Raw genomic sequence first — 26,676 nt, forward strand, 5'->3', positions numbered from 1 at the left:
ATTCGACATGCTGCCCGCCCAATACCGATTATGAGTTAACGACCTAAAACTTCATCCCCGGCACGGCGAGCGGATTATCCTCCAGCGCCGCCCTATCAGGCGTATCGACGCGCGGCTTGCTGAGGAAGGCGTCGAACAGGCCCTTCACGAAATCCTCGGGCAGATCCTTGGTGATGATGACCATGCGCGTCCGCCGGTCTTCTGGATCGGGCCAGGCCGGCAGGCGCACCGGCGCATGAAAGATATTCTGCACGCCATGCAGCACGACGGGGCGTTCCGGCCGGTCCGACACTGCAACGATCGCCTTCATGCGCAAGAGCTTCTCGCCATGCGCCGAACGCAGCAGATCGATGAACATTTCGAGCGCCATCGGATCGATGGGTTGCGTCTCGACGATCGAGAAAGAGCGGATCGATCCGTCATGGCGGGTAACGTCATGAGCGTGCTGATGCCGATGGCCGTGGTGGTGCCCATGATGATGGTGATGATGACCATGATGGTCATGGTCATGCTCGTCATGGTGATGATGATCGTCGTCCGCCTCCAGCTCGTCCTGCAGCCAGCGGCCGACATCGGCGATCTTCGAAGCCGGGTCGTAGAGGCCGTTGACCAGAATAGCGGCGCGTCCCGCCTCGTCGCTATCGGCATTCACGATCTGCGCACGCGGGTTGAGCGCCCTCAGCCTGCTCTCCAGCTCACCTTCCGGCACGGCGCCGGCAATCCCGGTCTTGGACACAATCAGCCGGTCGGCGACTGCGACCTGCTTGCGGGCTTCTTCGTGATTGTCGAGCGTCTGCAGCCCGTTGACCGCATCGACGACGGTAATGACGCCATCGAGATCGAAATTGGTGGCGATGATCGGATTGCCCATGATCGACTGCATGACGGGAGCGGGATCGGCAAGGCCGGTCGTTTCGATGACGACGCGCTTCAGCGGCCGGATGCGGCCGGTCTGCATGGCGTCCATAAGGGTCGCCAGCGTATCCACCAACTCGCCGCGCACCGTGCAGCACAGGCAGCCATCGGAAAGCTCGATGATGGAATCGCTGGAGCTTTCCACCAACAGATGATCGATACCGACATCGCCGAACTCGTTAATGATGACGGCCGCATCGCGCATGGCCTCATCCTTGAGGATGCGGTTGAGCAGGGTCGATTTACCCGCACCGAGAAAGCCGGTCAGGATGGCAACCGGCACTCTTTGCTGCGAAACGCTCATGATTCCTGTCCGATATTAGAAAGTGGGCCGCGGCATCGGGACCGGCACATTGGACGCGCCGCCGGAGATGGCGATCTTGTTGTCCCTGGTCGCCTTGTCGCCTTTCGCCGTCACATCGTCCTTGTCGCCCTTGGCGGCCGTTGCGATATCCTGGCCACCGATCAGGCCGGCATAGACGAAATTGGGCTCGTGATCCATTTCGTGGATATAGGGCGACTGGACCTTGGTGCGGCCGAAGGGATCGCGGGTTTCGCTGCGCGCCTGCGCGCCCTTGGTGCTGCAGATGTCGGCCGTGACATCGGCGACATCGGCCGCTAGCGGCGCGTCGGGTCTCAACGTTGCGAGCGTGTCGCGGGTCGACAGCTGGTTCTGGAAGCCCTTTTCCAGGAGATTGGCAGAATCGTCGGCGCGCGCCGCCAGGCTGTCGGTGCCAAGGACGACCGAGATCAGCGTACGGCCGTTGCGGGTTGCCGAGGCGATCTGGTTGAAGCCGGCAGCGCAGATAAAGCCGGTCTTCATGCCGTCCGCGCCGTCGAAACGGCCGATGAGCATATTGATGTTCGGCACCTGCTTGACGCCGTTGGTGAAGCCCTCGAGCGAGAAATAGCCGGCATATTGCGGAAACTCGCGGCGCAGCGCCACACTGAGGATCGCAAGATCGCGCGCCGTCGTATACTGCCCCTTGCCGGGGAGGCCGTTCGGATTGATGAAATGCGAGTCGCGCATGCCGAGGCGCGCGGCTTCCGCATTCATCCGCGCCACGAAGCCCTGCTGCGAGCCGCCGACCGTCTCGGCCACGGCCATGGCAAGATCGTTTGCCGATTTGACCAGCATCATCTTCAAGGCGTTGTCGAGCGTCATCTTCTGGCCCGGCTTGAAGTACATCTTGGCCGGCGGCTGTGCGGCAGCAAGCTTCGACATGACGACGGGCGTATCGAGCCGGATCTGACCGGACTGGATGGCCCGGAAGGTCACGTAGGTCGTCATCAGCTTGGTGAGCGAGGCAGGATACCAGCGGCGAAAGGCCTCCTGCTGGTCGAGAACGCGTCCGGTGCTGACATCGACGAGAATATGCGGATTGGCTCCGGCCGTCTCAGCGGTCGACAGGAAAAGCATGGATGCTGCTGCGGCCATAGGAACGAGCCGCAGGGCGGCATACAAACGATTCTGCTTCGTCGGCACGATCTATCCTTCAGAAGTCCGGAATTTTCTCGAAAGCTTCGTCTATTTAACCTATATGGCTAGGAGAAGGCAAAGGCGATTGACGACTTTTATTCCCGATGGCACGCCTCAAGGCCGCGATAAGCTGGCCAAGGCTGTGCCAAGGACCCGCAGGTTGAACCAGAATCGATATTGAGCAGCAGGAAAATCAGCATATGCCGATCTTGAACAGAGCCGCAGAACTCCAGGGCGAAGTAACCGAGTGGCGCCGCCATATCCATGCGCATCCCGAACTTCTCTATGCGGTCGAGAATACGGCCGCCTTCGTGGCCGAGAAACTGCGCGCCTTCGGGGTCGACGAGGTGGTGACGGGCATCGGCCGTACTGGCGTCGTCGGCCTGATCCGCGGCAAGGGCGAGGGCCGCACGATCGGCTTGCGCGCCGACATGGATGCCCTGCCCCTCACCGAAATTACCGGCAAGCCCTATGCCTCCCAGACTCCCGGCAAGATGCATGCCTGCGGCCATGACGGCCACACCGCCATGCTGCTGGGCGCTGCGAAATACCTCGCCGAGAACCGCAATTTCAACGGCAACATCGCCGTCATCTTCCAGCCGGCCGAAGAAGGCGGCGCCGGCGGCGACGCCATGGTCAAGGACGGCATGATGGAGCGCTTCCAGATCGCCGAGGTCTATGGCATGCACAACATGCCGGGCCTGCCCGTCGGCCATTTCGCCATCCGCAAGGGCGCGATCATGGCGGCGACGGATGAATTCACCGTCTCCATCAAGGGCGTCGGCGGCCACGCCGCCATGCCGCACAAAACGATCGATCCGATCGCCATTGGCGCGCAGATCGTCTCCAATCTGCAGCTCATCGCCTCGCGCAGCGCCAATCCGCTGAAATCGGTGGTCGTTTCCGTCACCAAGTTCAACGCCGGCAATGCCCATAACGTCATCCCGAACGATGCAAGCTTCGGCGGCACGGTGCGTACCCTCGATCCAGAAATGCGCGACCTTGCCGAACAACGCTTCAAGCAGATCGTGACAGGCATCGCGACGAGCCACGGCGCGGAAGTCGAGATCGAATTCCAGCGTAACTATCCTGTCACCTTCAACCATGCCGACGAGACCGATCACGCGATCGCGGTGGCCGAGGAAATCGCCGGTGCGGGTAACGTCATCCCCAATATCGACCCGATGATGGGCGGCGAGGATTTCTCCTACATGCTGCTCGCCCGCCCCGGCGCCTTCATCTTCGTCGGCAACGGCGACAGCGCCGGCCTGCACAACCCGGCCTACGATTTCAACGACGAAGCCATCGCCCACGGCATGTCCTACTGGGTGCGCCTCGCCGAACAGCGCCTCAACGCCTGAGGCATGCCTCGATACCTCCGCGTGGTCTTTGATGCTACGCGGAGCCCGCTCAAGACAGATTGTCTCCACGACGCAAAAAGGCTTGGCTTCGGGCCTTGGCTTTTGTATGGATCATGCCGAGTGGTCTCGTAGCTCAGCAGGATAGAGCATCAGATTCCTAATCTGAGGGTCACGCGTTCGAATCGCGTCGAGATCACCATTATTCAATATCTGGCAACGACCAATCCCTATTAAGATTCTCCTAAGGTCGCCGCTTGACTGGGTTGTGCGATATGTAAATATCGCACGCATAAGGCGAGTTGAGCTCCCATGAAATATCGTAGAATCGTATTTGGGCTGACCTTTGCGATCGCAGCGGTGGCTGTCGTCAACTTTTTCTACGTGACATGGCCGGCTTACGCCGCAAAAGCGGGCGATCCTAGAAATAAGGACGTCGCGATGGTCGCTCATCTTCGTTGGGGCATCGATCCGACCACAGTTGTCATCGATCTTTGGAACGTGTCATCGACTGCATCGATGGCGGATGTTGATAGAGCTATGCTGGATATTGCCGCGGCATTGAAGGATCGATCTTTTACGACAGTGCAGCTGGCATATAGGGGCATTACGAAATTTCAGATGTCGGGAAGCTACTTTCACCAGCTTGGCGACGAACGGGATTGGCAAAACCCGCTCTACACAATTCGCACAATGCCCTCTAATCTGCTCGATCCGAATGGCATATCGGCTTTTGGCACCTGGACCGGCGGGCTACTTGGAGTCATGGGTAAGCAGATGGAAGACCATGAGAACATGCATCGAAAATGGTACTTGGATGCGATGTAAGGCACCCTGATCTTTCTCATGCGTTTGACCTCGAAAACGGAGTACTCCGTGAGCCCCAGGGCTATCGCATATGAGCTGAAATCGTTGCCGCATCCTCCTTCTCCCCGAGGGGAGAAGGAACTTTGGCTCATATGCGATCACCCTGCCGTAAGCCCATCGGCGCAGCATGAATCTGAACTTAAAGTCCAGATATCACCCCACCGCGATCCTGTTCCTCACCAACCGCACGCCGGGAATGGATTCCGCAACCGCGGTTGCCCGCTTCACCTCCTGATAGGTCGCGACCGAGCCGTGCAGGCGGATTTCCTGGCCTGCCGCAATCACGGTGACATCGGAAGCATCGATTCCGCCGGCAACGGCAAGCGCATTGGCGACCGCGGATTCCAGCGCCGAGCGCCTGGCCTGGTCGTTTTCCAGATAGAGCTCCATCCCGTGAAACGTTGCCGCCTTGAAAACCATTCATCGCCCTCCGCAATCGAGTGGTCGGAAAACGCAGCAGTTTGCATTTGGTTCAATGGAGATCGAAAAAATATGACTAATTGCGCATTCGCTTTTTGCGAGTGCCGGCAAGGGGAGCGGTTGCATGGCTCCGGACTTGCCGCTCCGCCCAATCCCCTGTAGAGCCTTGGAGAACAGCAGCAAATGCGGATACCTGAATGAACACCGGCAGCAAGGCGCGCCGTCGCCTGACGATATTGGGTTCGACCGGCTCCATCGGCCAGAATACGCTCGACGTCATTGCCCAGCTGGGCGGGCGCGATGCCTTCGATATCGCCGCAATCACCGGACATGACAATATCGGCCTGCTGGCCGCACAGGCCAAGGCCTGCGGTGCCGCTTTTGCCGTGACGGCCAATGAGGAGCGCTATCAGGATCTGAAAGATGTGCTGGCTGGATCGGGCATTGCCGTCGGCGCGGGCAAGAATGCCTTGATCGAGGCCGCCTCCATGCCATCCGACTGGGCGATGGCGGCGATCGTCGGCACCGCTGGTCTTGCGCCGACGCTGGCGGCCGCCCGCCGCGGGGCCGATATCGCGCTCGCCAACAAGGAATGTCTTGTCTCCGCCGGCGATCTCTTCGTGCGCGCCGTGGCCGAAGGCGGCGGCCGGTTGATCCCCGTCGACAGCGAGCACAGCGCCATTTTCCAGGCGCTGGAAGACGACCAGCAGCACGCGGTGGAGCGCATCATTATCACCGCATCGGGCGGCCCCTTCCGCACCTGGACGCGTGAGCAGATGGCCAATGTCACGCCGGCGATCGCGCGTGCCCATCCCAACTGGTCGATGGGCTTAAAGATCTCGATCGGCAGCGCCTCCATGTTCAACAAGGCGCTGGAGATGATCGAGGCCAAGCACCTGTTCGATGTCCGGCCCGACCAGATCGAAGTCGTGGTCCACCCGCAATCCGTCATCCATTCCATGGTCGGATACACGGATGGCTCGGTGCTGGCGCAGCTCGGCTGTCCCGACATGCGCACCGCCATCGGCTACGCGCTGACCTATCCCGCCCGCACCAGGCTCAATGTCGATCGGCTGGATTTCACCAAGCTCGCCCGGCTCGATTTCGAGGCCCCGGATGAAGTGCGCTTCCCAGCACTGCGCCTTGCCCGCACCGCGCTGGAGCGCGGCGGCCTGCAGGGCGCAATCATGAATGCGGCAGAGGAGATCGCCTTCCATGCCTTCGTCGACGGCCGCATCGGCTTCCTCGAAATGGCCGATATCGCCGAGGCCGTCATGGAGGAGATGATTGCGATCGGCAGCGCCGACACCATGGATGCGGTCTTTGCCGCCGATGAGGAAGCGCGCGGCCGCGCCGCCGCACTCGTCGCCCAGCGGGAAAAGGCTGCATAAGTAGAATCTTACTATAAATAGCAACTTTCCGCATTCGCTATGCAACCGCATATACGGCGATTGCCATTCCCGGCGATGATGCTAGAGAGGAATTCCGGCTTCACTTTTAAGGGAATCACGATGCCGGACTTTTCCACGATCATTCTTTTTGCCGCCGCTGCGCTGGTGCTCACCGCCACGCCCGGTCCCGACATGCTTCTCATCGCCTCGCGCAGCGTCAGCCAGGGCCGCTACGCCGGCTTTCTCACCTATGCCGGCATTGCGCTCGGAACCTATTGCCACGCCATGGCGGCAGCCCTCGGACTGTCACGGCTCTTTTTCACCGTGCCGGTCACTTATGAGATCGTGCGTTGGGCAGGCTGCGCCTACCTGCTCTATCTGGCCGTCAAGACGCTCCGCTCCCAGGGTTCTGCGTTCACACCGTCGGCCGGGCTCAAGCGCCTTCCGGGTAAGCGCATCTTCGTCGAGGGCCTGGCAACCAATATTCTTAACCCGAAGATGGCCCTGTTCGTGCTTGCGCTCTTCCCGCAATTCGTCGATCCCAGCGGCTCGATGATCCTGCAGATGGCCTTGCTCGCCACCATTCTCAACGGGATCGGCTTCCTGGTGAACGGCTCCATCATCCTGCTTGGCAGCCACATCCGCGGCCGGTTCTCGGCGATCAAGCGCCTTCCGAAGCTGCCGCAATATCTGCTGGCGACGGTATTTGCCGGCCTCGCCTGCCGCCTGGCTTTGGGAAGCCGCGGCTAACGCCGGCACAAACAATGATTGCGGAATTCGGCATCACACCGATATTCCGCAATGAAGCGCATTTTGATTTTCAGGCGGAAACCGTCTCTTACGCAACAGCTCTTGCAAGCGCACAGCGCGACCAAAGCGCGTGCAGCGCGCCGACCAGCTGCTCGATATCGCCATCGGAATGCAGCGGCGTCGGCGTGATACGCAGGCGCTCGGTCTTCTTCGGCACGGTGGGATAGTTGATCGGCTGCACATAGACGCCGGCGTCGAGCAGCAGATCGGAAATCCATTTGCACTTGGCGGCATCGCCGACCATGACCGGAACCACATGGCTCGGGTTCGGCATGTGCGGAATGCCGGCCGCATCGAGCTGAGCGCGCAGCTTGCGCACGCGATCCTGATGGCGCATGCGTTCGAACTGGCTGACCTTGAGGTGCTGGATGGACGCGACGGCGCCTGCAGCCAGAGCCGGCGGCAGCGACGTCGTGAAAATGAAGCCCGACGCAAACGAGCGGATGAAATCACAGAGCGCGGTCGAAGCAGCGATATAGCCGCCCATGACGCCGAATGCCTTGCCAAGCGTGCCTTCGATGACGGTCAGACGATCCATCAATCCCTCGCGCTCGGCAATGCCGCCGCCGCGCGGGCCGTACATGCCGACGGCATGCACTTCGTCGAGATAGGTCATCGCGCCATATTTGTCGGCGAGATCGCAGATTTCCTTGATGGGGGCGATATCGCCATCCATCGAATAGACGGATTCGAAAGCGATCAGCTTCGGCGCCTTGGGATCGGCAGCCTTCAGCTTGGCTTCGAGATCGTGCAGGTCGTTATGCTTCCAGATGACCTTGTCACACTTCGCATAACGGATGCCCTCGATCATCGACGCATGGTTCAGCGCATCTGAGAAGATGATCAGGCCGGGAATGCGCGCGCCGAGCGTGCCGAGCGTCGCCCAGTTCGAAATGTAGCCCGAGGTGAAGATCAGGGCGGATTCCTTCCCGTGGAGATCGGCGAGTTCCTGCTCGAGCAGAACATGGTAGTGGTTGGTGCCAGAAATATTCCGGGTGCCTCCCGCACCCGCGCCACAGTGATCGATCGCCTGTTTCATCGCCTCGATCACTTTCGGATGCTGGCCCATGCCGAGATAGTCGTTGGAGCACCAGACCGTCACTTCCTGCGGGCCATTCGGGGTATGTCTGACAGCGCGGGGGAAATTGCCACGGCGGCGTTCGAGATCTGCGAAAACCCGATAACGGCCCTCATTGTGCAGGCCTTCCAGCTCGCCTTTAAAAAATGCTTCGAAATCCATCATATGCTCCAGTACCGTGCGACCGTTTTCGAGAATGCCGGTTCGCACGTCAACCCCTCCGCATTGCTTTCGCGCCCACTGCGGCAAATGGCCCCTAATTTTGAACAATTCCAGACAAGAATAACCATTCACGTCAAATTGACAATCGAAACCATGCTGGAAACACTCTCTCCGGAGCGGAGGGTAAACCCCCGCTCCGAGCCTATCCGTTGCTGCTCTATGCCGCAGCCACGGCACGCTTGGCCATGACCTTGATCAAATTGGCACGATATTCCGCCGTTGCATGCAGATCCGCAAGCAACGATGACGGATCGACCGTTACGCCCGTAACCGCGTCCGGCAGAAAGTTCGCAGCAAGCGCCTGCTCCAGTTCGGCATGGCGGAACACGCCGTCGGCACCGGCGCCCGTGACGGCAACGCGCACGCCCCCTGCCCCCTTGGCGACGAAAACCCCCGTCATCGCATAGCGCGAGGCAGGATTGGGGAATTTTGCGTAAGCTGCTCTTTCCGGTGCGTCGAAGGCGATGGAGGTGATGAGCTCCGCTCCTTCCAGCGCCGTCTCGAACAGACCCCGGAAGAAGTCGTCAGCCGCGATCTGGCGCCGGTCGGTGACGATGGTGGCATTCAGCGCCAGCATCGCTGACGGGTAATCCGCCGCCGGGTCATTGTTGGCGACGGACCCGCCGATCGTGCCCATGTGCCGGACATGCGGATCGCCGATCATGCCGGCAAGGTCGCAAAGCGCCGGACAGACCGCACGGATCGCTGCCGAAGAGGCAACCTCCGCATGGGTGGTCGCCGCGCCGATCGTGACCCTGCGGCCATCGACGCGGATTCCCTTGATCGAAGGGATATGCCGGAGATCGACGAGATCGCTCGGCGATGCCAGACGCTGCTTCATGGTGGCGATTAGTGTCATGCCGCCGGAGACATATTTGCCTTCGTCGGCATCAGACAGAAGCTTCACGGCTTCGTCGACCGAGGAGGCGCGATGGTAATTCGTTGCGTACATTGTCCTATCCTCCTCTCAGCCAGCCGCCCGCGCCGCTTCCCACACCTTGAGCGGGGTTGCCGGCATGGTCAGCCTGTTATTGCCGATCGCATCGGTGATGGCGTTCATCAGCGCCGGCGGCGAGCCGATCGCACCCGCCTCGCCGCATCCCTTGATCCCCAGGGGATTGTTCGGGCATGGCGTATTCTGATGCGAAAGCTGGAAGGATGGCAAATCATCGGCGCGCGGCATGGTGTAGTCCATGAAGCTGGCCGTCAGAAGCTGGCCACTCTCGTCGTAATGCACGCCCTCCAGCAATGCTTGGCCGATGCCCTGCGCGATACCTCCATGCACCTGCCCTTCGACGATCATCGGATTGATGATGTTGCCGAAGTCGTCGGCCGCGACGAACTGCACGATCTCGGTTTTGCCCGTCTCCGGATCCACCTCCACCTCGCAGATGTAGCAGCCGGCCGGGAAGGTGAAGTTCGCCGGATCGTAGAAGGCGGTTTCCTTCAGGCCCGGCTCCATGCCGGCAGGCAGATTGTGGGCGGTATAGGAGGCGAGCGCCACCTGGAACCAGGGCAGCGCCTTGTCGGTACCTGCCACTTTCACTTCGCCGTTCTCGATGACGATATCGCTTTCATCGGCCTCCATCAGATGCGCGGCGATCTTCTTCGCCTTCGCCTCCACCTTGTCGAGCGCCTTGACGACCGCCGACATGCCGACGGCGCCCGAGCGGGAACCATAGGTGCCCATCCCCATCTGCACCTTATCGGTATCGCCATGGACGATGGAGACGCTGTCGATCGGCACGCCGAGGCGATCGGCCACAAGCTGGGCAAACGTCGTCTCGTGTCCCTGGCCGTGACTGTGCGAACCGGTGAGCACTTCGATCGTGCCGACTGCGTTCACCCGCACTTCGGCCGATTCCCAGAGGCCGACGCCGGCCCCGAGCGATCCCACGGCCTGCGAGGGCGCGATGCCGCAGGCTTCGATGTAGCAGCTCATGCCGATGCCGCGCTTCATGCCGCGGGCGGCGGCTGCTGCCTTGCGGGAAGGGAAACCTGCCCAATCCGCCTGCTGCATGGCGGCGTTGAGTGAAGCTTCGTAGTCGCCGGCATCGTAGTTCATGATGACGGGCGTCTGATGGGGGAAGGAGCGGATGAAGTTGATCCTTCTTAGCTCCGCCGGCGAAACGCCGAGTTCGCGCGCCGCCGTTTCCACCGTGCGCTCCAGCAGATAGGTAGCCTCCGGCCGCCCTGCCCCGCGATAGGCATCGACCGGCACGGTATTGGTATAGACCGTGCGGACATTGGCATGGATTGCAGGGATATCATATTGGCCCGACAGCAGCGTCGCATAGAGATAGGTCGGCACCGCCGAGGAGAAGAGCGACATATAGGCGCCGAGATTGGCGATCGTGTCGACCTTTAGCGCCGTCATCCGGTTCTGCGCATCGAAGGCCATCTTGACCTTGGAGACATGGTCGCGGCCATGCGCATCGGTCAGGAAGGCTTCCGTGCGATCGGCCGTCCATTTCACAGGCACGCCGGTCTTCTTCGATGCCCAGAGGCAGACGATTTCTTCCGGGTAGATATAGATCTTCGAGCCGAACCCGCCGCCGACATCGGGCGCGATGACGCGCAGCTTGTTTTCCGGCGCGACATTATAAAAGGCGCTCATGACGAGCCGGGCCACATGCGGGTTCTGGCTGGTCGTATAGCAGGTATAATGGTCCTCGGCCGCATCATAGATACCGAGCGTGGCGCGCGGCTCCATGGCGTTCGGCGATAGCCGGTTATTGTGGATCTCGATCTCGGTGACATGCGCGGCCTCGGCGATCGCCTTGTCGGTCGCCGCCGCATCGCCAAGCTCCCAGTCGAAGATCAGGTTACCGGGCGCTTCCGGATGGATTTGCGGGGCGCCGGCTTTCAGCGCATCCACCGCCTCGACGACGGCAGGCAGCTCCTCATAGTCGACCGCTACGGCTTCGGCCGCATCGCGTGCCTCGCCCAGACTATCGGCCACGACGATGGCGACGGCATCGCCGACATAGCGGACAGTATCGACCGCCAGCGGCCGCCACGCGCCCATCTTCATGGGAGAGCCGTCACGAGAATGGATCATCCAACCGCAGATCAGATTGCCGATGCCATCATCAAGCAGCTGCTTGCCGTCGAGCACGCCGACCACGCCCGGCATGGAAAGAGCCGCCGACGCGTCGATGCCCTTGATCTTCGCATGTGCATGCGGGCTGCGAACGAAATAGGCATATTTCATTCCCGGCGTCACCATGTCGTCGGTGTAGCGCCCCTTGCCCGTCAGAAATCGCTTGTCTTCCTTGCGCGCCACGCGCGCGCCAATGCCTTCAACGCCCATCACATCCTCCATTGGGGTTCCGGGCCCGGCAATCCGCCAAGATCACAGTCCAGGCGTTCAGCCAGACGGTCTCGGTGAAACTCTATTCGGCCGCTTGGCTCGCGGCATTCATCTCGGCATTGGCTGAAAGCACCGCCTTGACGATGTTGTGATAGCCGGTGCACCGACAGATATTGCCTTCGAGCTCGCTGCGGACAGTCTTCTCATCCAGCTTGCCGCCATGACGGTTGATCATGTCGACCGATGTCATCACCATGCCCGGCGTGCAGAAGCCGCATTGCAGGCCATGATGCTCCTTGAAGGCGGCCTGAACCGGATGCAATTCGCCATTGGCGGCCAGACCCTCGATGGTTGTGATCTTGGAGCCGGAAGCCTGAACGGCCAGGATCGAACAGCTCTTCACCGACTTGCCATCCATATGGATGACACAGGCGCCACACTGGCTGGTATCGCAGCCGACATGCGTTCCGGTCAGGCCCAATTTTTCCCTGATGAAATGGACAAGCAGCGTACGATCCTCGCACTCGCCGCTGACCGAACGGCCGTTCACCGTCAAAGTCACTTTTGCCATATTTTCCTCCTCGCCTCTCCTCCAGAGGCAAGGAGCATCATTTGACTTTTTCGCAATCCAATCAACCTCTACTTTAGAGAGGAGGTGGATTTTCTGCCTCCCGGCAACCTGTTTTCTTCTGCAGACGGCGCGCGGCCTTTTTTTAGCAATAAAAAAACTGCTACCCACCAATAGACAATCATATTTTGCACGATATTTTCTATCGTTGCAGGACTGTAAAGACAGCCCATCGTGGTGGAGCTGAAGAATTGGGACGACGTTGGCCGAGGTTCGGCTTAACTAACGTTGGAGAGAGTAAATGAAGAAAGTTCTTATGCTCGCATTGGTCGGCTTGTCTATCGCAAGCTGCACGCCGACCGAACAGGGCGCAGGCATCGGCGCGGCATCCGGCGCGATCATCGGCGGCGCAGTCACCGGCAACGTGCGTGGCGCAGCAGTCGGCGCAGCAATCGGTGGCGTTTCCGGCGCCGTCATCGGCAGCGTCCAGGAACAACCCGGCCAGTGCTACTACCGCGACCGTTATGGACGTCGCTACATCGACGATTGCCCGCGCGGCGGCTATCGCGGTGGTTATGGCGGCGGCTACGGCGGCTATTGATCGGTCTTTCATCGAATTTCAAAGGTCCCGGGCCGCAAGTCCGGGGCTTTTTGATTCGGCCCGCAAATGCCTTTGGCAACGCGGCGAAACCTGGCTATCGCATGGTTTTGACAACCCAAGGAGGCTGTTTTCGGGCCGCCCGTATATATGAGAACTCCAGTAAGAATTCGGCGTTTCGCGCTAACGGGCATATTTTCCCCGGTTTTGACTTCAAAACGGTACACCTGAGGGACTTTTGCCTCTATGGTGGCCGCGCGTTAACTCCCGGGAAACATCAAACTGAGTAAGTTCTCTTGTAACCGTAAAGCGGCGTATGCATAAAAGAACTGAACCGAGGAACAGTATTGCGTATCGGCAGGCAGGAACCGTGGCAGCGGTTGCGGCAATGCTGGCGCTCGGTCCGGTGTGCGCCCAAAATGCCTTTGCATTCAAGCTCTTCGGCATCAAGCTCTGGGGTGAAGATGAAACGGCGGATCAGGTTTCCGATCCCGTCCGCTACACGGTGGATTTCAAGTCCGACAATCTCGACAAGGATCTGAAGGACGCGTTGAACGACAGCTCGATGCTGGTTTCCGACAAGGACAAGCCGGTCTCCGGTGACCTCGGCGTCGTCGTCAAGGCACGTGACGATCGCGACCGTCTGATAGCCACACTTTACGAAAGGGCCCGTTATGGCGGCGTGGTCACCATCACCGTCAACGGCACACCCCTCGATGCCTTGCCGCCGACGCCGACCTTCAGCCGCGCCAAGCCTGTTGCGGTCACAATCAGCGTCGATCCTGGCCCAATCTTCAAACTCGGCAAGATCAACCTGCTCGGCGATGCCGCGAGGCTCGACCCGGCCAATTATGGCCTCGTGCGTGGCGGCGATGCCGGCTCGCTGACCATTCTGAAGGCGGGCGACAAGATGGTCGCCGACTTCAAGAACGAAGGTCATCCGCTCGCCAAGCTCGACAAGCGCGATGTCGTTGCCGATCATTCCAGCAATACCGTCGATGTCTCGCTGAAGGTCGATAGCGGCCCCGTCGCTCCCTTCGGCAATGTCGGCGTTACGGGCCAGAAGTCGGTCGATCCGGACTTCATCAAGCGCTATGCCCGCATCAATGAAGGCAAGCCCTACTCCCCCGACGAGTTGAAGAAGGCCTCGGACCGCTTGAGAAAGCTCGGCGTCTTCTCGAGCGTTACCATCCGCGAGGCCGACAAGCTGGCGCCGGATGGCAGCATTCCGACGACCATCGAGGTATCGGAAGGCAAGCAGCGCTTCTTTGGCATCGGCGCCCAATATTCCACCATCGACGGCTTCGGCCTGCAGGGCTATTGGGGACACCGCAATCTGACGGGACGCGCGGATTCGCTGCGCATCGAGGGCTCCATCTCCCGCATCGGCGAAACGACCGATGTCGGCCAGTTCGATTACACGGCCGGCATCACCTATGTCAGACCTGCGACCTTCTATCCTTCGGCGACCTTCACGGCCGGCCTCAAGATGCAGAGCCTGCATCCGGACGCCTACGATGCCAACACCGCGACGGCAAGCGGCAGCCTTGCCTATGAAATCAACGATCAGGATACAGTATCTGCCGGCGGCGAGGTGTCCTATGAATCCGATACCACCGATGCTTTCGGAAAACATAATTACCTGACGGTCGCGATCCCGCTCGAATACATCAGGGACACACGCGACAACAAGCTGGACCCGACCGAAGGCTTTCGCGCCTCCATCAGCGCCAAGCCGAGTTATGAGGCAATGGGCGGCGCGGTTTTCAGCTCCTTCGAAGGGTCGATTACCGGTTACAAGGGCATAGGCGCCAACAACAACGTGGTCTTCGCCGGCAAGCTTGCCGCAGGCTCGCTGCTGGGTTCAAACAGTATCGAGGACATTCCCGCGACGAGACGTTTCTATGCCGGCGGCGGCGGCTCGGTGCGCGGTTACAGCTATCAGGAAATCTCGCCCTATAACTCCCACGGTGACGAAACCGGCGGACGCTCCTACGTAACCGCCTCCTTCGAAGCGCGGGTGAAGATCACAGACACGATCGGCGTCGTGCCTTTCGTCGATATGGGCAGCGTCACAGACAGCCTCTTGCCCGACGCGTCCGATCTGCGCATTGGCGCTGGCGTCGGGTTGCGCTACGCTACGCCCTTCGGTCCGATCAGGCTCGATGTCGCCGTGCCGTTGAAGAAATATGACAATGGCACATCTTATGGCATCTACGCGGGTATCGGCCAGGCTTTCTGATAAAGCGCAGAGTTGTCGCGGGCCTTTCAGCACACGGTTACGAAATTGAGGTTACTGTCGCTTTCATGAGCATATTGATTCGAATCCTCGGGAAATTGGTGCGCTGGATCGCCTATGCGGTCGTGGCAATCCTTTTGCTCGCGATTGCGGCTGTGCTCGTCGTCGGCCTCGTACCCTCCGCAACCGGTTATGCCGTCGACCAGGTGGCAAAGCTCGCATCTACGCCGGATCGTACCATCGCCATCGCCGCGCCCTCAGGACTGCTGAACGGCAATCTGAGGGTCGGTTCGATCACTGTGTCCGATACGAAAGGCCCCTACGCCAAGGTACAGAACCTTGCCATCGACTGGTCTCCCCTGTCCTTGCTGACTGGCACCTTCCATGCTGATCGCGTCGCAGCCGATGTTGCCGACTTCGAACGTCTGCCGGTTTCAACGGTCGCACCCGCACCGACAACGCAGCCGGCAAGCTCCAGCGGTTTCTCCCTGCCTATCGCCATCGACATCGGCGCCATCGCCCTGCCTGATCTTCGCATCGGACAGGCGGTCGCGGGACAGGATTTCGTTCTCGCCGCCAATGGCAGCGTCAAAGCAAACAACAGCAGCATGGGCCTCGTGATCAATGCGAGCCGCCATGACGTGCCCGATGCCAAGCTTTCCGCAGATATCGCCTTTGCCCCGGCCGACAATCAGCTGAAACTGAAGACGCAGATTTCCGAGCCGCGCGACGGCATGCTGGCCGGGCTGCTGCACCTGCCGGGCGGTCCTGCAGTCAATATCGATCTTTCCGGCGATGGCCCTCTCTCCAACTGGGCCGGCAAGCTGCAGGCAGCGCTCGACGGTAAGCCGACAGTTGCCGTCACCGGCCACCACAGCCTCTCGGCCGACGGCCTGCACCATATCGACGTCAAGGGTGGCGGCGATGTCGATTCCCTCCTGCCGCCGACCATGCGGGCGCTCTTTGCCGGCCAGACGACCATCGATCTTTCGGCAGCCTTCGACGGCAAGGGCAAGATCGATATCCAAACCGGCAATCTCGCCACCGGCAGCGCCGTGCTTGCCGCATCGGGCACACTCGATCCCGCCGGCAACAACAGCCTCAATGCCAATCTCATCGGCACCTCCGGCCCCGTCGATTTCCGCTGGCCTATGGAAAACGGCGAGGCACGCGCTCTGATCTCCCGGGTCGATATCGCACTGACGGGTGCAGCCCAATCGGTAAAGATCGACGCGAAAGCTGCACTCGACAGCGCCAGCACGCCACAGGGCAATATCGGACAGATCAATCTCAGCGCCCGAAGCGATGCTTTCAATCTCCCCGGCATGTCCGGCCCGCTGCAGCTTCGCCTCGTCGTCGGTCAGACGGCTTTCGTGAGCCCCGACCTCAACCGCCTCATCCGCGCGCCGATTGCGCTGACCGCGCCGCTGCAGCTCTCGCCCGATACGATCGGCTTCAACAATACGACATTGGAAAGCGCCAGCATCGGCGGCACCGTCAACGGCAAATATACGCTGTCGTCGAAGGCGCTGACGGGTAATTTCAAGCTTTTCGCCCTGCCCGGCGTTCTACCGGATGGTGTCTCGGACAAGTTCGAAGGCACGATTTCGCTGGAAGGCCAGGTCGCCGGCACGGTGCCGACCAAGATGACGCTTTCCAATCTTGCGGTGAAATCCAATGTCGCGGAGATCAACGGCAATGTCGCGCTCAATGACCAATCGCTGACATCGGATCTATCCGGCAAGGTACTCGACCTTTCCAAGCTCGTCCCGAACGCGCAAGGGCAGGCCGATATCGGTCTCAAGGCCAAGGGACCGCTCTCTGCGCTCGGCATCGACGCGACCGTCAAGGCCGTCAATGTCAAGCTGGCGGGACGGCTGCTCGATACGCTCGATATCGGCGTGACCGGCACCGCCGATCCCAGGGCGCCGCAGGCAAAGGTTCAAGCAAGCGGCGCAATCGATGGTAAGCCGATCCGCATCACCGCCGACGCCGTTTCCAAGGATGGCCGCACCAGCATCCCATCGCTAGCAGCCGAAATCGGCACCAACAAACTGCAAGGCAAGCTGGATCTGTCGCCGAGCTTCGAGCCGACAGGCGCGCTGACCTTCGACCTGCCGGATCTCAGCCTTCTGGCCGCGCTTGCCGGCCAGAAGGCTGAGGGTGACCTCAAGGGCTCGCTCGACATCGCCAGCACCGGCGGCAAGATAGGCCTGAAGGTCAACGCCAATGGCAATGGTATCCGCCGCGACGATCTCGTCATCAGCAAGCCGGCCGTGGCGCTCACCGTTGACGACTTAAAGGCCTTTTCCGCCAACGGAGGTATCCGCGCCGACGCCATCGCCTCCGGTGCCAACCGCATCGCGGATCTCAATCTGACCTTCACCCAGCAGGGCAGCCGCACGGATTTCGACCTGAAATCCACCTACGACAACGCGCCGTTGACGACGCGTGGCAGCGTCGAAACGGTTGGTAACCAGACGACAGTGAACCTCGATTCGCTTGCCGGCGCGCCACGTACCATACCGGTGAAGCTCGCATCGCCGACGAAGATCGTCATCAAGGACGGCATCGCCTCGCTGAACGGCCTGACCCTTCAGACCGGTGGCGGTTCAGTGACCGTTGATGGCACCGCCGGGCAGGTCCTGAACATCAATGCGAAGATCGCCAACCTGCCGGCGAGCCTGGCCAATGTCTTTGCGCCGACGCTTGCGGCAGAAGGCGTCATCTCGGGCACGGTCGCGGTCACCGGCAAGGCGGCCTCGCCGGCCGTTGTCTTCCAGACAAACTGGTCGGGAGCAGCAACAAGTCAGACGAAATCCGCCGGCCTCGCCGCTCTCGGCATCAAGGCCGACGGCAAGTTCGCCGATAATGTCGTCACCATCAACACCAACCTGACCGGTCAGAGCGGCCTGGCGCTGAATGGCGGCGGCACCGTCGCCATTGCCGGCAATAAGGCGATGGCGCTGAGGTTTGCCGGTAGTCTTCCGTTCGATGCTTTGGCAGGCCAGCTGGCCGCCCAGGGTCTCGTCATGACGGGCACGGCCAAGATCGACATGCAGATCGGCGGCACGACGGCGGCACCCGCCATTACCGGCTCGATCACCACCGACGGCGCCAAGCTGGTCGACGTGCGGCGAAATCTGACCCTCAACGGCCTTGCCGTCACGGTTACGCTCGATGGCCGGCAAGCCGTCATCTCGCGGCTGAGCGGCAATCTCACCAGCGGCGGCAGCGTTTCCGGCAGCGGCACGGTCGGCATTGCTCCGGATAGCGGTTTCCCTGCCGATATCCAGATGAAGTTCAACAACGCAACCTATCTCGACGGGACCCTCGTCACCGCGACGGTCAACGGCACGCTCGGCATCAAAGGTCCGCTGATGACCGCGCCCATGCTGACGGGCAATCTCCGGATCAGCAAGGCATCGATCACCGTACCGCAAAAGCTGCCGGCCTCGCTGTCTGAGATCAACATCAAGCACAAGAATGCCCCGGCTGCGGTCAACGCCCAGTTCAAGGATCAGAAGCCGGAAGCGCCCCGCAGCAAATCGGCAACACTCGGCATCGACCTGCAGCTCGATGCCCCCTCGCAGATATTCGTCCGTGGCCGCGGCATCGATGCCGAACTCGGCGGCAACATCACGGTGCGCGGCACGGCAGCAGAACCAATCGTGTCCGGCGGTTTCACCATGCGGCGCGGGCGTCTGACCGTTTTGAGCCGCCGGCTTGACTTCACCGATACCAGCAAGATCACCTTCGGCGGCGACCTGACCCCGGCGCTGAATATGAAAGCGACGTCGACGGCAGGCTCCACCACCATTACGGTCGACGTCACCGGGCTGGCGACCGACCCGCAGATCGGCTTCTCCTCATCGCCGGCCCTGCCGCAGGATGAGGTGCTGGCACAGCTGATCTTCGGCCAGTCCATGTCGAAACTATCGGCCATGCAGATCGCCCAACTCGCCGATGCGGCAAGCCAGCTGGCCGGCGGCCGCTCCACCTCGCTCTTCGAAGGCCTGCGCAGCCATCTTGGCGTCGACGATCTCGACATCTCGACGGATGCGAACGGCCAGGCACAGGTCGGCGCCGGCAAGTATATCAATAAGCGCACCTATATCGAGTTGCAGCAGGGCGCTTCAAACAACACCAAGGCCATCATCAATTTCAATGTCGGTCGCGGCGTGAAGCTGCGCGGCGCGGCGGGATCCGACGGCGCTGGGGAAGCCGGCGTTGTCTACGAACATGAATATTAACGAGATCAGCCAACTTCTGTCGAAGCCAATAGCGGCCAACTCGCCCTTCGAGGCTTTGCCGCTTTCGCCAACGCTCAATCGTCAAAGCACCTCAGGGTGAGGCGGAGAGAATTTTGCGGAGCGCTCAAGAGATTAACCCTCATGCTGAGGTGCGTAGGCTCCTGAGTCCGTCGAAGGCCGTATCCTCGAAACACGAAGCATCTCGTCGAACAAGGCGATATTGCATTAAGATCGTCCATGTGCTTGTCATTCTGTGCAATCAGATTGATCAATCTGTCGAAACCCAGTCGATTTTGGACAATTTTCCATCTTTTTGCTGTCATCCAGACCATCGATAATGCGCGCCAACATAATTCAGGCCGGTTCGGCTCTTCATGGATTCTCCGAACTGGTCTATCTCATTTTCATTCCGTCCCGGGCAAAGCCGCTGCTGGCTTTTCCGGAAGCGCTCTAACCCTCGGAGCAATGCCGATGAATACGCAATCCATCCCCATTACCCTGATCGGCGTTCCCCTGGAAGAAGGCTCCGGCCGCCGCGGCGCCGGCATGGGTCCGACGGCGCTTCGCATCGCAGGCATCGAAACCACATTAACCGAACTTGGCCATCGCGTCACCGATGGCGGCGACCTGCATCCTGTTCCGGCAGCGGATCTTCCGGACCATCCCCACGCTCACAATCTGAAGATTGTCGGCGCTTTCACGCGTGCGCTGGAAGCGAAGGTCTATGATGTCGCATCGTCTGGCGGCTTCCCGCTGATTCTGGGCGGCGATCACAGTCTCTCCATGGGCAGCGTCTCCGGCATGGCCCGCCATGCGGCGGAGGTCCGTCGCCCGCTCTTCGTGCTCTGGCTTGACGCTCACGCCGATTTCAATTCGCCCGCTACCTCGCCTTCAGGCAATATTCACGGCATGCCCGTCGCATTCTTCTGCGGGGAAGCCGAGATCGAGGGCGTTCTGCCGGCCGGGAGGCCGCTGGTCGACCCGACGAAGGTCTTCCAGGTCGGCATCCGCTCCGTCGACCCGCGCGAGCGCGAGGAAATCCGCGAACACGGCGTCAACGTCTTCGACATGCGATCCCTCGATGAGCTGGGTGTCGCCGCCATCATGCGCAAGGTGCTCGATACCGTCAGCGAAGCCAACGGCCTGCTGCATGTCAGCTTCGATGTCGACTTCCTCGATCCGGATATCGCGCCGGGTGTCGGAACCACGGTGCCTGGCGGCGCCACCTATCGCGAAGCGCATCTCATCATGGAGATGCTCTCGGACAGCAATCTCGTCTCGTCGCTCGATCTGGTCGAGCTCAACCCCTTCCTCGATGATCGCGGCAAGAGCGCCCGCGTGCTGGTGGAAATGGCGGCAAGCCTCTTCGGCCGGCGCATCTTCGACCGCCCGACCCGGGCCGCCTAAGGCACTATCTGGCCGGCAGAGAAATCGAACACGCTTCGCCAGTGAGCGAACCAGTCCTCACTGGGGCCACCCTCGTCCTTCGACAAGCTCAGGATGAGGGTGGAGTGAGCCCGCTGATAGAGGTACGTTCCTTAGCAGCAGAGGGAGACGATCAGCCGTCATGATGAGGTGGCGCGTAAGCGCCCTCGAACCACGAGAGCGGGTGGCCGCTCTTCCTTTACAACTTCCATACTTCCAGCATTGTGTTCTGCCGGCCAATACCATCGAAACCGCTTGTATAGATTTAGGTTTGAGCAATCTTCTTCCTCTATCGTGCCAATAACGCGCCGGATTTGGCGTCACGGTTCAATGGGAAGAGCGTTCATGGCCACGATCAATTCCACCAGCTTCAGCGGCGAAACTCTGGAGATCATTGCCTTCCGGCTGCATGATCAGGAATTCTGCGTCAAGACCACCACGATCCGCGAAATCCGCGGCTGGGCGCCGTCGACGCCGATCCCGCACGCACCGGCCGATGTCATCGGCGTCATGAACCTGCGCGGTTCGGTCATCCCGATCATCGATCTCGCCTACAAGCTCGGCATGCAGAGCACGGTCGCCAACGAGCGCAGCGCCATTGTCGTCGCCGAAGTCCATAACATGGTCATCGGCATGCTGGTCGACCGCGTCTCCGACATCCTGACGATCGCCTCCAGCCAGGTGCAGCCCGTGCCGGAAGTGACCGCCTCGTTCGATCGCGCCTATTGTGAAGGTATCATCGCCACCGAGAATGGAATGATCTGCTTCCTGAATCTCGCCAAGATGTTCAAGGAAAACGAAACGGACGAACTTGCCGCTTAACTTGCAGCTTAGTTCTACCAAAGAGCCGTCGCACTATTGCGGCGGTTTTTTATTTCCTTATAATTTTAGCTCATTATTTTTTATTTAAATTGTAATTTCTAATAAGCTGATTTTTACTCAAAATTAAAGGAGTAAACTCCATCATCGATTGTGAAGCGAGGATAGAAAATACAATCTCGACATTCCGGCCATTCCGTGCGGAACGCCTCTTAAAGGCGTTCCGGCGAGCGCAGTCGCCCGCTTCGATGTCATTCAATCGACGCTCGGCAGGCGCGAGCTTTCTAGAAGGGAATAGGAATGTTCAGTCTATCATCCGACGCCAGCCGCACTCTTTCCGCCGTTTCCAAATCGCAGGCCATCATCGAGTTCGATCTCCAAGGTAAGGTATTGACCGCAAACGAGAATTTCTGTCGTGCGCTGGGCTATGAGCTGAAGGAAATCGTCGGCAATCATCACCGGATGTTCTGTGATCCCTCCTATGTCACAACCCCTGCCTATCAAGATTTCTGGGCGCGTCTCGGCCGCGGCGAATATGATGCCGGTACCTATAAGCGTCATGCCAAGGGCAATCGCGAGATCTGGATACAAGCCTCCTACAACCCCGTCTTCCGCAACGGAAAACCGGTGAAGGTTGTAAAATTCGCCGTCGATGTCACGGAGGCCAAGAAGAAGGCAATCGACGATGCGGGCAAGCTCGAGGCACTCTCGCGCTCGCAAGCCGTCATCGAATTCCTGCCGACCGGCGAAATCCTGACCGCCAACGAGAACTTCTGTAGCGCCATGGGTTATGCGCTCGGCGAACTCGTCGGCAAGCATCACAGCATTTTCTGTGATCCTTCCTATGCCCGCACCGAGGAATACAAGCGCTTCTGGCAGCGCCTGGCGCAGGGCGAGTTCATCGCCAACGAATTCGTCCGCTACGGCAAGGGCGGCAAGGAAATCTGGATTCAGGCGGCCTATAACCCCATCGTCGACGCCGACGGCAAAGTCTACAAGGTCGTGAAATTCGCCACGGACGTTACCTCGCGCATGAGCGCCATCAGCGAAATCGCCGGCGCCCTCCGCAGCCTGTCGGAAGGCGACCTGACGAAGACGCTCCAGCGGTCCTTCGTGCCATCCATGGAGCAGCTTCGCCACGATTTCAACGCAACGATCGAGAAGCTTTCCGAAACGCTGACCACCGTCGGCCACAATGCTAGCGCCATTGCCGCCGGCTCGCGCGAGCTCGGCCACTCAGCAGAAGCCTTCTCAAGGCGTACCGAACAGCAGGCTGCATCGGTGGAAGAGACGGCGGCGGCTCTGGAAGAAATCACCACGACGGTCGCCGACTCCAGCCAACGTGCGGAAGAAGCCGGGCGTCTCGTTGCCGAAACCAAACGGGGCGCCGAAGAATCCGGCACAGTGGTCCGCAATGCCGTCGCCGCCATGGATCAGATCGAGAAATCCTCCCGCGAGATCACCAACATCATCGGCGTCATCGACGATATCGCTTTCCAGACCAATCTGCTGGCGCTGAACGCCGGTGTCGAAGCGGCACGTGCCGGCGAGGCGGGCAAAGGCTTCGCCGTCGTGGCGCAGGAAGTGCGCGAGCTTGCTCAGCGTTCGGCCAGTGCCGCCAAGGAGATCAAGGCGCTGATCACGACATCGAGCCAGCACGTCAAGAATGGTGTCGGCCTGGTCGGTCAGACAGGCAGGGCGCTGGAGCATATCGTTACTCAAGTCGCCGATATCAACACCAACGTCGCCGCCATCGTGAAGGCTTCGAAGGAACAGACGATCGGCCTTCGGGAAATCAATTCGGCGATCAATTCGCTGGACCAGACCACCCAGCAGAACGCTGCCATGGTGGAGGAAAGCACGGCGGCAAGCCTCCGGCTCGCCAACGAGGCGGATGCGCTGCACATACTGCTGGCCCAATTCCGCCTGGCCGACTCGATGATCCGCGATATGGTGATGCGGCGTGCAGCCTGACCGCCAAACTTGCTGAAAAGCAGGAGGCCGCCCCGAACTTCGGGGCGGCCTCGTCGTCTTGCGGAGGATCGTTTAGCCAAACAATGCGTAAGTGCTCTTGATCGTCACCCATACACCCCAGAGGAGCGGAATGCCGACAAGTGCCCAGGCGATCAGCGCCTTGCCATCGAAACCGCCCGTGCCGATGCCGAAAGAGCCGGTGGGGCCGGCATTGGCGGCGGCGGTCTTTGCCTGTAGCGCCGCAACCTCTTCATCCGACATGAACCATTTGTCCGAGAGCGGCTTGACCAGCGAATTGGCGATCAAGCCCAGAGCCAGCATGCCGGCAAGAATATACATGGTGAAGGTGTAGAGCTGCGCACCTTCGACGCCCGCTGCCTTCTGCGCCTCGCGGATATAGTTGACGACGACAGGACCGATGATGCCGGCCGTCGCCCAGGCCGTCAGCAACCGGCCATGGATGGCGCCCACGAACTGGGTTCCAAAGATATCGGCAAGATAGGCGGGAACCGTGGCGAAGCCGCCGCCATACATCGACAGGATGATGCAAAGCGCGCCGACGAACAGAACCTTGCTGTGGATGCCTGCTGCCCAGGGGGCCAGGACATAGAGCGCAATGCCGATGACGAAGAAGCAATAGTATGTGTTCTTGCGGCCGATCTTGTCGGAGAGCGATGCCCAGAAGAAGCGGCCGCCGATATTGAAGAGCGACAGCAGCCCGGCAAAGCCGGCGGCTATGGCAGCCACAGTGGCGATCTGATCCTTGCTGAGATCGGCGAATTTCAGATCCGGCAGGCCGATCAAGGCTCCGCCGAAGATCTCCTGAAGCATGGGTGAGGCCATCCCGATGACGCCGATGCCGGCCGAGACGTTGAGGCACAATACTGCCCAGATCAGCCAGAACTGCGGGGTTTTGTGTGCATCGCGAAGATGCACATGCTTTGTGGTAATCATCGAGCTCTTGGCCGCGGGTGCCATCCAGCCTTCGGGACGCCAGCCGGCCGGCGGCAGGCGATAGCCGAAGGCGCCGCCCATCATGAAGACGAAATAGATGGCCGCCATGACGATGAAAGTCTGCCAGACGCCGACCGAGCCATCCGTGCGAAAGTGGTTCATCAGCAGGCTCGCAAGCGGCGCCCCGATCATCGCGCCGCCACCGAAGCCCATGATGGCCATGCCGGTTGCCATGCCGCGCCGGTCTGGAAACCATTTGATCAGCGTCGATACGGGCGAAATATAGCCGAGCCCAAGCCCGATACCGCCGATGACGCCGGCGCCGATCCACATGATCCAGAGCTGATGGAAGATGACGCCGATGGCTGCGATCAGGATACCGCCGCACCAGCAGCAGGCAGCAACCACGCCCGCCTTGCGCGGCCCGACCTTCTCGAGCCACCCGCCCCAGATGGCGGCGGAGGAGCCGAGCAACACGAAGAAGAGCGTGTAGATCCAGCCGAGATCGCTGACGCGCCAGTCACAGCTTGTCGTGAACAGGGCGGTCAGAAGATTGAGGCTGGCGCATTCTGCAGGAGCTGGAGTCGGCGTACCAAGCGCCTTGGAGAGCGGCAGCCAGAAAACGCTGAAGCCATAGGCCATGCCGATGCAGAGATGGATCGCCAGCGCCGCCGGCGGCACGAGCCACCGATTGAAGCCCGGCTTGGCGATAATCCGCTCACGATCGAGCAGACCCGCCGTCGCCGTCCCTCGGGAAATATTCGTATCCGCAGCCGTCATGAACAACTCCTCCTTGCTTTAAAGACCGGCACTCTTCCTCAAAGGAATCGCATTCGACGATAGAGCCTCCATTCTCCATCCCGATGCGTCATCTGTGCTAGTATCAAGCCGACTTAATTTCCTCGTCCGGCGCCGGCCTGTGGATCAGCGAAGCCGCTTCCAGGACCAAAGGATTCAACCCGCTGCCGCCATGATCGATGATCGCGAACAGCTGTCTCCGCATGCGCGGCTCCCAGAATTTGTTGATGTGCGTAGCCACGCCCTGCACCGCCTCGCCCGCCGGCTGTGTCTTGAAGAAGGTAGCGATCTGGTTCGCCATATAGACGAGCTTGGTTTCGGTCTTGCCATGCGGCGTTTCGTCAGGCGACATCGGCGATGCTCCCCGGGATGATGCGGTGCGGATGGGTGAAAATCTCGAAATCGTCGCCGCGCACCAGCGCCACCAGCGTCATGCCGGCCTCCTCGGCCGTACGGATCGCAAGCGCCGTCGGCGCGGAAATCGCTACAAGGACGGAACTGCCTAATATCGCTGCCTTCTGCACCATCTCGACGGAAAGGCGACTGGTGACGGAGACCACACCTTCCGCGCCCTTATGACCGGACCGAATGACCGCGCCGCATAGCTTGTCGAGCGCATTATGCCTGCCGACATCCTCGCGCACGGCAAGCAGACCCTCGGAGGGAATATAGAAACCCGCGCCATGCACGGCATGAGTCTCGCGATGCAGCGGCTGGGCATCATTGAGGAGAGCGATGGCGTGAACGATATCCGTCTGCGTCAGCTTCAAAGCGACCTTGGAAACGTCCGGTACCTTGCGCACCGCCTGCTCGATCGATTCGATGCCGCAGAGACCGCAGCCGACGGGGCCTGCCATATGGCGGCGGCGCAGCCGCAGGGCATCCGCGGCATCATCGACGAGCGTGATCTGCACGTCGATCCCCTGCTCGTCCTCGATCGGTTCGATGGCCACGATCTGATCGATATCGGTGATGATGCCCTCGGTGAGGCTGAAGCCGACAGCGAAATCCTCGATATCGGCGGGCGTCCCCATCATGACCGCGTGCGAGGTGCCGCCATAGGAAAAAGCGATCGGTACTTCCTCGGGGACGATTCGGGAGCCGGACCGCACCAACCCGTTGCGGCGCGCGGTTTCGGGGACGGTGGTGGTGGGCGTGAATTTGGTCATTATCCGGTCTCCCCTTCTCCCCCTC

20 protein-coding genes and 1 tRNA gene are annotated in these 26,676 nt (G+C 60.5%); 11 read left to right on the plus strand and 10 right to left on the minus strand.

Features of this window, described 5'->3' with window-relative positions; genetic code table 11:
* Window positions 1-43: 43 nt before the first annotated feature.
* Window positions 44-1,219 (minus strand): GTP-binding protein, encoded by a 1,176-nt coding sequence (locus I8E17_RS14575; protein WP_069612901.1) that lies wholly within the window; start codon window positions 1,217-1,219, stop codon window positions 44-46.
* Between the two features lie 15 nt (window positions 1,220-1,234).
* Window positions 1,235-2,353, minus strand: coding sequence for a D-alanyl-D-alanine carboxypeptidase family protein (locus tag I8E17_RS14580; protein WP_176728014.1), 1,119 nt, complete (start codon window positions 2,351-2,353; stop codon window positions 1,235-1,237).
* Window positions 2,354-2,595: 242 nt separating this feature from the next.
* On the opposite strand from I8E17_RS14580, the gene I8E17_RS14585 reads away from it, so the two are divergent.
* From I8E17_RS14585 to I8E17_RS14595, 3 genes are all read left to right on the plus strand, one after another.
* Window positions 2,596-3,756 carry a M20 aminoacylase family protein gene (locus tag I8E17_RS14585; protein ID WP_069612899.1) on the plus strand — a complete coding sequence of 387 codons (1,161 nt, stop codon included), beginning with the start codon at window positions 2,596-2,598 and terminating at the stop codon, window positions 3,754-3,756.
* Between the two features lie 122 nt (window positions 3,757-3,878).
* A tRNA-Arg gene (locus I8E17_RS14590) sits at window positions 3,879-3,955 on the plus strand.
* Window positions 3,956-4,065: 110 nt separating this feature from the next.
* Window positions 4,066-4,581 (plus strand): hypothetical protein, encoded by a 516-nt coding sequence (locus I8E17_RS14595; RefSeq protein WP_069612898.1) that lies wholly within the window; start codon window positions 4,066-4,068, stop codon window positions 4,579-4,581.
* Between the two features lie 192 nt (window positions 4,582-4,773).
* Here the strand turns inward: I8E17_RS14595 and I8E17_RS14600 are convergent, their stop codons facing one another.
* Window positions 4,774-5,040 (minus strand): BON domain-containing protein, encoded by a 267-nt coding sequence (locus I8E17_RS14600; protein WP_069612897.1) that lies wholly within the window; start codon window positions 5,038-5,040, stop codon window positions 4,774-4,776.
* A gap of 197 nt (window positions 5,041-5,237) precedes the next feature.
* On the opposite strand from I8E17_RS14600, the gene dxr reads away from it, so the two are divergent.
* A complete protein-coding gene (gene dxr, locus I8E17_RS14605; protein WP_069612896.1) occupies window positions 5,238-6,431 on the plus strand; it encodes a 1-deoxy-D-xylulose-5-phosphate reductoisomerase in 1,194 nt (397 codons plus the stop codon).
* A 120-nt stretch (window positions 6,432-6,551) separates the two neighbouring features.
* Entirely contained in the window at window positions 6,552-7,181 is a 630-nt protein-coding gene (locus I8E17_RS14610; protein WP_069612895.1) for a LysE family translocator, read from the plus strand.
* A gap of 88 nt (window positions 7,182-7,269) precedes the next feature.
* Here I8E17_RS14610 and hemA read toward each other — a convergent pair whose 3' ends face one another.
* The 4 genes from hemA to I8E17_RS14630 form a co-directional block, all read right to left on the minus strand.
* On the minus strand, window positions 7,270-8,481 hold the full coding sequence (gene hemA, locus I8E17_RS14615) for a 5-aminolevulinate synthase (RefSeq protein WP_069612971.1): 1,212 nt from the start codon (window positions 8,479-8,481) through the stop codon (window positions 7,270-7,272).
* A gap of 217 nt (window positions 8,482-8,698) precedes the next feature.
* Window positions 8,699-9,493, minus strand: coding sequence for a xanthine dehydrogenase family protein subunit M (locus I8E17_RS14620; RefSeq protein ID WP_069612894.1), 795 nt, complete (start codon window positions 9,491-9,493; stop codon window positions 8,699-8,701).
* Between the two features lie 15 nt (window positions 9,494-9,508).
* Window positions 9,509-11,854: a xanthine dehydrogenase family protein molybdopterin-binding subunit gene (locus I8E17_RS14625; protein ID WP_069612893.1), complete on the minus strand. Its 2,346-nt coding sequence runs from the start codon at window positions 11,852-11,854 to the stop codon at window positions 9,509-9,511.
* Window positions 11,855-11,936: 82 nt separating this feature from the next.
* The gene (locus I8E17_RS14630) at window positions 11,937-12,425 is read right to left on the minus strand and encodes a (2Fe-2S)-binding protein (protein ID WP_069612892.1); all 489 of its coding nucleotides are present in this window, start codon (window positions 12,423-12,425) and stop codon (window positions 11,937-11,939) included.
* Between the two features lie 298 nt (window positions 12,426-12,723).
* Between I8E17_RS14630 and I8E17_RS14635 the strand changes: the two genes are divergently transcribed.
* From I8E17_RS14635 to I8E17_RS14660, 6 genes are all read left to right on the plus strand, one after another.
* Complete coding sequence (locus I8E17_RS14635; RefSeq protein ID WP_069612891.1) at window positions 12,724-13,023, plus strand: glycine zipper domain-containing protein; 300 nt, start codon at window positions 12,724-12,726, stop codon at window positions 13,021-13,023.
* 313 nt (window positions 13,024-13,336) lie between these two features.
* Window positions 13,337-15,262 (plus strand): autotransporter assembly complex family protein, encoded by a 1,926-nt coding sequence (locus I8E17_RS14640; protein ID WP_083258181.1) that lies wholly within the window; start codon window positions 13,337-13,339, stop codon window positions 15,260-15,262.
* A gap of 65 nt (window positions 15,263-15,327) precedes the next feature.
* Complete coding sequence (locus I8E17_RS14645) at window positions 15,328-19,512, plus strand: translocation/assembly module TamB domain-containing protein (protein WP_069612889.1); 4,185 nt, start codon at window positions 15,328-15,330, stop codon at window positions 19,510-19,512.
* Window positions 19,513-19,983: 471 nt separating this feature from the next.
* Window positions 19,984-20,919, plus strand: coding sequence for an arginase (gene rocF / locus I8E17_RS14650; RefSeq protein WP_069612888.1), 936 nt, complete (start codon window positions 19,984-19,986; stop codon window positions 20,917-20,919).
* A 363-nt stretch (window positions 20,920-21,282) separates the two neighbouring features.
* The gene (locus I8E17_RS14655) at window positions 21,283-21,759 is read left to right on the plus strand and encodes a chemotaxis protein CheW (RefSeq protein ID WP_069612887.1); all 477 of its coding nucleotides are present in this window, start codon (window positions 21,283-21,285) and stop codon (window positions 21,757-21,759) included.
* 297 nt (window positions 21,760-22,056) lie between these two features.
* On the plus strand, window positions 22,057-23,730 hold the full coding sequence (locus tag I8E17_RS14660; RefSeq protein WP_069613427.1) for a PAS domain-containing methyl-accepting chemotaxis protein: 1,674 nt from the start codon (window positions 22,057-22,059) through the stop codon (window positions 23,728-23,730).
* Window positions 23,731-23,802: 72 nt separating this feature from the next.
* Here the strand turns inward: I8E17_RS14660 and I8E17_RS14665 are convergent, their stop codons facing one another.
* The 3 genes from I8E17_RS14665 to fdhD form a co-directional block, all read right to left on the minus strand.
* A complete protein-coding gene (locus I8E17_RS14665; protein WP_069613426.1) occupies window positions 23,803-25,464 on the minus strand; it encodes an OFA family MFS transporter in 1,662 nt (553 codons plus the stop codon).
* A 103-nt stretch (window positions 25,465-25,567) separates the two neighbouring features.
* Window positions 25,568-25,834: a formate dehydrogenase subunit delta gene (locus tag I8E17_RS14670; RefSeq protein WP_113366665.1), complete on the minus strand. Its 267-nt coding sequence runs from the start codon at window positions 25,832-25,834 to the stop codon at window positions 25,568-25,570.
* Window positions 25,824-26,651: a formate dehydrogenase accessory sulfurtransferase FdhD gene (fdhD, locus tag I8E17_RS14675; RefSeq protein WP_069613424.1), complete on the minus strand. Its 828-nt coding sequence runs from the start codon at window positions 26,649-26,651 to the stop codon at window positions 25,824-25,826. Before fdhD ends, I8E17_RS14670 begins: the two co-directional genes overlap by 11 nt.
* Window positions 26,652-26,676 lie beyond the last annotated feature (25 nt).

Origin of the sequence: Rhizobium sp. AB2/73 (assembly GCF_020871915.1) — a bacterium.
In the GTDB taxonomy this organism is placed as follows: Bacteria; Pseudomonadota; Alphaproteobacteria; order Rhizobiales; family Rhizobiaceae; genus Rhizobium; species Rhizobium dioscoreae.

Bases quoted from the DNA above. Each gene is read 5' to 3' on its own strand.
- I8E17_RS14575 (WP_069612901.1), bottom strand. From the start codon at position 1,219: ATGAGCGTTTCGCAGCAAAGAGTGCCGGTTGCCATCCTGACCGGCTTT.
- I8E17_RS14580 (WP_176728014.1), bottom strand. From the start codon at position 2,353: ATGGCCGCAGCAGCATCCATGCTTTTCCTGTCGACCGCTGAGACGGCC.
- I8E17_RS14585 (WP_069612899.1), top strand. From the start codon at position 2,596: ATGCCGATCTTGAACAGAGCCGCAGAACTCCAGGGCGAAGTAACCGAG.
- I8E17_RS14595 (WP_069612898.1), top strand. From the start codon at position 4,066: ATGAAATATCGTAGAATCGTATTTGGGCTGACCTTTGCGATCGCAGCG.
- I8E17_RS14600 (WP_069612897.1), bottom strand. From the start codon at position 5,040: ATGGTTTTCAAGGCGGCAACGTTTCACGGGATGGAGCTCTATCTGGAA.
- dxr (WP_069612896.1), top strand. From the start codon at position 5,238: ATGAACACCGGCAGCAAGGCGCGCCGTCGCCTGACGATATTGGGTTCG.
- I8E17_RS14610 (WP_069612895.1), top strand. From the start codon at position 6,552: ATGCCGGACTTTTCCACGATCATTCTTTTTGCCGCCGCTGCGCTGGTG.
- hemA (WP_069612971.1), bottom strand. From the start codon at position 8,481: ATGGATTTCGAAGCATTTTTTAAAGGCGAGCTGGAAGGCCTGCACAAT.
- I8E17_RS14620 (WP_069612894.1), bottom strand. From the start codon at position 9,493: ATGTACGCAACGAATTACCATCGCGCCTCCTCGGTCGACGAAGCCGTG.
- I8E17_RS14625 (WP_069612893.1), bottom strand. From the start codon at position 11,854: ATGGGCGTTGAAGGCATTGGCGCGCGCGTGGCGCGCAAGGAAGACAAG.
- I8E17_RS14630 (WP_069612892.1), bottom strand. From the start codon at position 12,425: ATGGCAAAAGTGACTTTGACGGTGAACGGCCGTTCGGTCAGCGGCGAG.
- I8E17_RS14635 (WP_069612891.1), top strand. From the start codon at position 12,724: ATGAAGAAAGTTCTTATGCTCGCATTGGTCGGCTTGTCTATCGCAAGC.
- I8E17_RS14640 (WP_083258181.1), top strand. From the start codon at position 13,337: ATGCATAAAAGAACTGAACCGAGGAACAGTATTGCGTATCGGCAGGCA.
- I8E17_RS14645 (WP_069612889.1), top strand. From the start codon at position 15,328: ATGAGCATATTGATTCGAATCCTCGGGAAATTGGTGCGCTGGATCGCC.
- rocF (WP_069612888.1), top strand. From the start codon at position 19,984: ATGAATACGCAATCCATCCCCATTACCCTGATCGGCGTTCCCCTGGAA.
- I8E17_RS14655 (WP_069612887.1), top strand. From the start codon at position 21,283: ATGGCCACGATCAATTCCACCAGCTTCAGCGGCGAAACTCTGGAGATC.
- I8E17_RS14660 (WP_069613427.1), top strand. From the start codon at position 22,057: ATGTTCAGTCTATCATCCGACGCCAGCCGCACTCTTTCCGCCGTTTCC.
- I8E17_RS14665 (WP_069613426.1), bottom strand. From the start codon at position 25,464: ATGACGGCTGCGGATACGAATATTTCCCGAGGGACGGCGACGGCGGGT.
- I8E17_RS14670 (WP_113366665.1), bottom strand. From the start codon at position 25,834: ATGTCGCCTGACGAAACGCCGCATGGCAAGACCGAAACCAAGCTCGTC.
- fdhD (WP_069613424.1), bottom strand. From the start codon at position 26,651: ATGACCAAATTCACGCCCACCACCACCGTCCCCGAAACCGCGCGCCGC.